We start from the raw sequence: 5753 nt of genomic DNA on the forward strand, positions 1-5753 counted from the left end.
CCCCGCAAAATCGGGCATCGTGATCTCGCGACCGCACACGACGCAGTCGCCCGTGCGCCCGCTGTACTCATCTTCCACCTCAGTTTGCGCCTGACAGTGTGGGCAAGTGAACAGAAACGTCATACGATCCTTTCCAACAAATCAGTGATGCACCGCGCGTGCGTCCCGCCATCAATTTAGCCCATCTCGCCACGACCAGGATCGCGAACCACCCAATGAAAATTGTTTTGCAGCGCACTCAACACGCCAGTGTTTTGGTAGACGGCGAAATCGTTGGCCAAATCGACCACGGGTTGGTGGCTTTGATCGGGATCGGCCACGACGACACCGAAGCCACTGCGTCCGCTTTGGCCGACAAGACCGCTGGCCTGCGGATCTTCTCCGACGAAAACGGCAAGATGAATCGCAACGTGATCGATGCCGGTGGAGACGTGCTCGCAATCAGCCAATTCACTCTACTGGCCGATTGCCGAAAAGGACGCCGCCCCGCGTTCACGGACGCCGCACCTCCCGACCAAGCCAAAGCTCTCTACGAGCACTACGTCCGCGAACTTCGGAAGACTGGATTGGCCGTCCCATGCGGAATCTTTGCCGCCGACATGGCCGTTTCTCTCACCAACGATGGCCCCGTCACCATCATTTTGGAACTCTAAGAAGGACAACCGCCCGGACTCGTGGCCTCGTCCACCACGAAAGCCTGAGAGTTGTAGCAAGAAATCGATTTCAACCCCACGCGACAGCCCGTTTAGCGTCGGGGCAGGGCAGTGGGCCCATTGGGACGAGCCACTTGCTGTCCCATTCCTGGCTGAACCGCGTTCGGCTGGACGGCTGCCGGTTGAGCCGGCTGCGCCTGAGACGGCCAGCCAAAACGGGAAGGTGATTCGGAGGGTGAATCCACGCGAGGTTGCCACTGCGGCGGCTCGCGAGATTCCCAGGGCGCAAACAAAGACGGATTGGTGTAATCCGGGTTGAGCTCGTCCTCACTGGGAGTGGCATAGAGACCGGCGTCCATCCGAACACGCTGTCGCAAGCGATCCAAAATCTCGTGGTCTCCCCAAGCCAAATAGACAAACAACCCAAGCTGGCCCCAAACAAAAATGTTGGCCACCGGGCTGCTCCCAAAGAACTTGAGAGCCGTTCCGAACGACTTCTTCACACGCATGGATCCTCGGCTGAAATCCAACGCCCAAATTTCGTCCAAGATCAGATGGGTCATGAACCCAGCCAACACCGCACATGATTTGTAAACACGAACCGCTTCGCTGGCGCACGGCATCAACATGTACGCAATCAACCCCGCAACCAACGCCGCCGGGATGCTGTGCCACATCCCGCGGTGAACAGTGAATTTGCGGAACCCTTCGACCGCGACAAACCGGATCGCGACATAGACGATCATCGCCGCCAGCGCCATCGCTTCGTGAGTCAGCCCCATGTCTCGCCATCGATCGATCATCAGCATCGGCACGACCGCAGACAGAAACATCGTCGTTTCGCGAAGCGGCACGCCGGAGTCGCTGTCCAAATCCGGCAACATCCCCGACACGCTGCACAGCCCACCGGCCAACAGCGCGCTTTCCATCGACATGCCTTGGTCGACCACGCCCCAATATCCATAGGCGCATCCGACAACGGTGCTCGTCGAGATATGGGTTTTGAAACCAGCCAATGAAACGCGAACGAAAAAGAGAGAGCGGGCAGGGAAGGGCGATCCAGAAATTTTCGAGCACGAACGCCACCCAACCACAGGGGCGGAGCAGGGCGGTCGCGCACCGAGAACCATTGCCGTTACCAAATCCAGGCGCGTTCCCGCCACCGGAAATTTTTTGCCCGCCAATCAAGACCCTGCCCCACCAAGCCCCCTTTCGCCGACCGCCAAAAAAATTGCTGTTCGCCCTGCCCCTTCGGTTTTGCTACAAGCGTCAAAACGGTCCGGATCCGTTGCAGCGATGAAAGTGCGCTCATGCAGACTTACGACATTCTGATGACAATCATCTTGGTCGGCGCAACCCTCCTGGGCGCGATCCGCGGTTTTGCGTGGCAACTCGCTTCGATCGCTTCCATCGTTGTCAGCTATGCGGTCGCCTATCACTACCGCGAACCGTTCAGCCAGAACATTCACGCAGCGCCGCCATGGAACCAATTCCTGGCGATGTTCATTCTGTTCGTCGGCACGTCGTTCGTGATCTGGGTCGCACTGCGAATGGTCAGCGGAATGATCGACCGGATGCGACTGAAAGAATTCGACCGTCAAGTCGGCGCTCTGTTTGGACTCGCCAAAGGAGCACTCCTGTGCACGATCATCACGCTCTTCGCGGTCACGCTATTTGGTGAACGAACTCAACGAGCGATCGTCGCCAGCGAAAGCGGACGCCTGATCGCTCGTGTCCTCGCCGAGTCCAACTCGATCATGCCACCGGAACTGAACAGCGTCGTCCAACCGTACCTGGACCAGTTCAGCGACGAAGAACTGGGCGAGCCATCGGCCTCCGAAGGATCCTGGCTCTCGCAAACTCCGATCGGACCAAACGTCGATCCAAACTGGCCTCATTCGAACGCTCAACCGGCGAACAATTTCGCGCGGCAAAACGGCGTTCAACGCACCCAAAATACCGCGAGATCACAGTCGCCATTTGGTGGCTTCGGCGGAACTTCAACACCGACGACCAACCCAGGTTTCAACTCCGCCGCGGGCTCCCAACAACCGGCCCCGACATGGCGTCAATCCACGACGCCGCAGTGGCAAACGCCACGTCGATAATCGCCAAAACGACCGTCATCTTGGAATCGCGATGATGGCGAACGACCGGGGCGGGGCGTGCTCGGGATCGCCGCAGCACAGAAACCGGCAACGTCACAAAACCGACGCCCAAACGCGGAACACGCCTGAAACACGGGTTTTACGCACCTCGAATACAACATAAGGGGCATTATCGGACGTTGCGGGGCGGTTGAAATCCGCCCTGATTCGCCGTGCCGATCCCATCTGCAGCCCTCGGCACGGCGGGACCGATCCGCTCGCGCCGCTCCGCTGAGAGACGCGACGACTCTTCAGCGCCGGTCTCAGCTCTCTTCCAAGAAGACGCCGAGCCGACGGAACTTTTCGTAGCGTTGCTCAAGCAACTGATCGACCGGCATCTCTTCCAGTTCAGACAACTGGCGCGACAGATAAGTCTTCATCCGAGTCGCCATTTGATGATGGTCTCGATGAGCGCCACCGAGCGGTTCTTCGAGCACATCATCCACGACGCCGAGACGCAACAAATGGTCGCTCGTGAACCGCAGCGCAGCCGCCGCTTTGGGCGCGTGTTCGTGGCTCTTCCACAGAATGCCGGCACAGCCTTCTGGGCTGATGACGCTGTAGTAAGCGTGCTGCAGAACGGCGACTCGATCACCAACACCGATCCCGAGAGCACCACCAGATCCGCCTTCGCCGATGACGATGCAGATCACGGGCGTCTTCAGATCACTCATCATGAACATGCTTTCGGCGATCACTTGAGCTTGGCCGCGTTCCTCCGCGCCAATCCCTGGATAGGCTCCCGGCGTGTCAATGAAACAAATGACCGGCAAGCGATATTTCTCGGCCATTTTCATTTTCACCATGGCCTTGCGATAACCTTCCGGATGAGCGCAACCAAAGTGACAAGCCGCACGTTCCTTGTAAGTCCTACCTTTTTGGTGACCGATCACCATCACCTTGAATCGATCCAGCTTCGCGAAACCCGACAGCATCGCGCGGTCATCGCCAAAGTGTTTGTCACCATGCAATTCGACAAATTCGTCAAACGCTAAGTTGAGGTAATCGCGCGTGTAAGGACGGTTCTTATGACGAGCCACTTGAACCGTTTGCCAAGGGTCCAATGATGAGTAGGTCTCTTTCAATTTGGCAACACGCGCCAGACGCAACGATCGAATCGCTGAGTCAATTTCTTCACTGCGATCGGTGTTTCGTTCCAGCGAAGCGATTTGCTCCTCCAGATCCGCGATCTCGTTTTCAAATTCCAATCCGGGTCCGGCCATCGCTCAGTTTTCCTCTTCTTCGTCGTTGGGTTGTTCGGGACGCTTGATCATGTCCTCCGGCGACTTCATCGATCCGTCATCATCGAAGATGGTCACCTCCGGGCGACGAGGACGCTTCCGCCAAACTTGGATGTTGCGGAAGACTTTCAAGAACTCCCACACCGAATCGGGCCTCGCATCAGGCGACTTCGCCATCATGCTTTTGACCAGGTCGGCAAAGTCTTTGGTGACGTTGTCGTTGTAAACAATCGGGCTGGGGATCGAAGCGGACAGGTGCTTCGACAGCAAATCGTTGGGAGTCTGCCCGGTGTAAGGCGGTTTGCCCGTGCAGGCTTCGAACAGCACGCAACCGAACGAATAGATATCGCTGCGTTCATCGCACAACTTCCCGCGAATTTGTTCGGGAGCCATGTAACTGCGTGTGCCTTGGATGTTCTTTGCCTTGTAGAACATCTTGCTCAAACCAGTTCGTTTCGGCTCGGTGATTGTGAAGTCAATCAGCTTGGTTTCACCGGTATGCGAAACCAAATAATTGTCCGGCTTGATATCGCGGTGGATCCAGTTCTTTGTGTGCATGTAGTAGAGACCTTCGGCGGCCTGCTCGATGATTTTGTCGAGCATGTAGGCCAGCGAATCGGGGCCCTTGCGAAGCGCCTGCTTCATGTTCATTTCACTGAACAGTTCCAGCACCAAAAATGGTCGCCCATTCTCCACGCGATGATCGATCATCTTGATGATCCGAGGACTGTTGAGCGATTTGCCAACGTTGTACTCGTGCTTGAGCGACGCCAACTCGGCTTTGTCGTTCGACATCGATTGCCGAAGAATCTTGAGTGCGTATCGTTTCTGGTCCCCCTCATCAATCGCTTCCCAAACTTCAGCAGTTGATCCAATGCGGATCAATCGAGCGAGTCGGTAAGGGCCTAGAAAGTCGCGTGATTTGGACATCGAGCGGCTGGGGCATTGTCGGAAACGGGACCATCGAGTTGAACGATCAAAACGATTTTGTGGCTTCGCATGATAGTCCAACGGGCCCCACAGCCGAAAGACGTGTGCCGGACACCCAAATCCCCCCGGGTGGCAGGCGAGATTCCGCCCGGAGCAAAGCGACAGAGCAGGCGAGGCCGAGAAAATCTCCACCGCCCTGCCCTTCCCCGCGTTTTGATTCCGAATTCAACTGCCGGCATCCCCCAACAGAATGCCGATCACTGGTCAGCAAGCAATTCCGAATACAGCTCGCGAATCCGGCGGGTCATCGTTTCGTGCCGGAAGATGTCAGTGAAACGCCTCTGGCCCTCTCGCCCCATCCGCTGACGAAGTTCGGCGTCGCCAACCAAGCGGATCATCCGATCCGCCAATTCATCGACCTGCCCTGCCCCAACCAGATATCCCGTTTGGTCGTCGATCACGACTTCACGAGCCCCGTCGATGTCGTAGCTGATCGCTGGGCGACCGGCGATCAGGGCCTGCGGCAGCGCTCTCGCCAAACCCTCTCGGTAAGAAGCGTGAACCAAGATGTCCATCGCACCGATCATGGCAGGCACCTCCGAAGGAGGCACCAAACCGGTGAAGATAAAATGTTCCTTCAATCCCAGCGACTCAATTTGCTGCTCAAGTTCCGCTCGCAGGATGCCATCGCCGACCAGCAGAAACCGCACGTTGGGATAGCGGTCCGCGACGCGTTTGGCGGCCGGAATTAAATCCACATGCCCCTTCAAGTGGAACAGGCG

At 57.2% G+C, this 5753-nt stretch carries 7 protein-coding genes; 2 read left to right on the forward strand and 5 right to left on the reverse strand.

Annotated features, from left to right (window positions below; genetic code table 11):
* On the reverse strand, window positions 1–123 hold a 123-nt coding region (locus ACF8AM_RS23885; RefSeq protein ID WP_392558064.1), incomplete at its 3' end, for an MJ0042-type zinc finger domain-containing protein.
* A 92-nt stretch (window positions 124–215) separates the two neighbouring features.
* Here ACF8AM_RS23885 and dtd point away from each other — a divergent pair.
* Entirely contained in the window at window positions 216–653 is a 438-nt protein-coding gene (dtd, locus tag ACF8AM_RS23890; protein WP_392558059.1) for a D-aminoacyl-tRNA deacylase, read from the forward strand.
* Between the two features lie 92 nt (window positions 654–745).
* Here the strand turns inward: dtd and ACF8AM_RS23895 are convergent, their stop codons facing one another.
* Entirely contained in the window at window positions 746–1747 is a 1002-nt protein-coding gene (locus ACF8AM_RS23895; protein WP_392558065.1) for a metal-dependent hydrolase, read from the reverse strand.
* Between the two features lie 216 nt (window positions 1748–1963).
* Here ACF8AM_RS23895 and ACF8AM_RS23900 point away from each other — a divergent pair, with 216 nt between their 5' ends.
* Window positions 1964–2761: a CvpA family protein gene (locus tag ACF8AM_RS23900; protein ID WP_392558060.1), complete on the forward strand. Its 798-nt coding sequence runs from the start codon at window positions 1964–1966 to the stop codon at window positions 2759–2761.
* 302 nt (window positions 2762–3063) lie between these two features.
* Here the strand turns inward: ACF8AM_RS23900 and ACF8AM_RS23905 are convergent, their stop codons facing one another.
* The 3 genes from ACF8AM_RS23905 to ACF8AM_RS23915 form a co-directional block, all read right to left on the reverse strand.
* The gene (locus ACF8AM_RS23905; RefSeq protein WP_392558061.1) at window positions 3064–4023 is read right to left on the reverse strand and encodes an acetyl-CoA carboxylase carboxyltransferase subunit alpha; all 960 of its coding nucleotides are present in this window, start codon (window positions 4021–4023) and stop codon (window positions 3064–3066) included.
* Between the two features lie 3 nt (window positions 4024–4026).
* The gene (locus ACF8AM_RS23910; protein WP_392558062.1) at window positions 4027–4971 is read right to left on the reverse strand and encodes a serine/threonine-protein kinase; all 945 of its coding nucleotides are present in this window, start codon (window positions 4969–4971) and stop codon (window positions 4027–4029) included.
* A gap of 257 nt (window positions 4972–5228) precedes the next feature.
* On the reverse strand, window positions 5229–5753 hold a 525-nt coding region (locus ACF8AM_RS23915; RefSeq protein ID WP_392558063.1), incomplete at its 5' end, for a glycosyltransferase.

The sequence above is a fragment of the Rhodopirellula sp. JB055 genome (assembly GCF_043100905.1).
In the GTDB taxonomy this organism is placed as follows: Bacteria; Planctomycetota; Planctomycetia; order Pirellulales; family Pirellulaceae; genus Rhodopirellula.

What these genes read in the sequence shown, in the direction of transcription:
- ACF8AM_RS23905 (WP_392558061.1), bottom strand. Translation starts at nt 4,023, where the DNA reads ATGGCCGGACCCGGATTGGAATTTGAAAACGAGATCGCGGATCTGGAG.
- ACF8AM_RS23910 (WP_392558062.1), bottom strand. Translation starts at nt 4,971, where the DNA reads ATGTCCAAATCACGCGACTTTCTAGGCCCTTACCGACTCGCTCGATTG.
- ACF8AM_RS23900 (WP_392558060.1), top strand. Translation starts at nt 1,964, where the DNA reads ATGCAGACTTACGACATTCTGATGACAATCATCTTGGTCGGCGCAACC.
- dtd (WP_392558059.1), top strand. Translation starts at nt 216, where the DNA reads ATGAAAATTGTTTTGCAGCGCACTCAACACGCCAGTGTTTTGGTAGAC.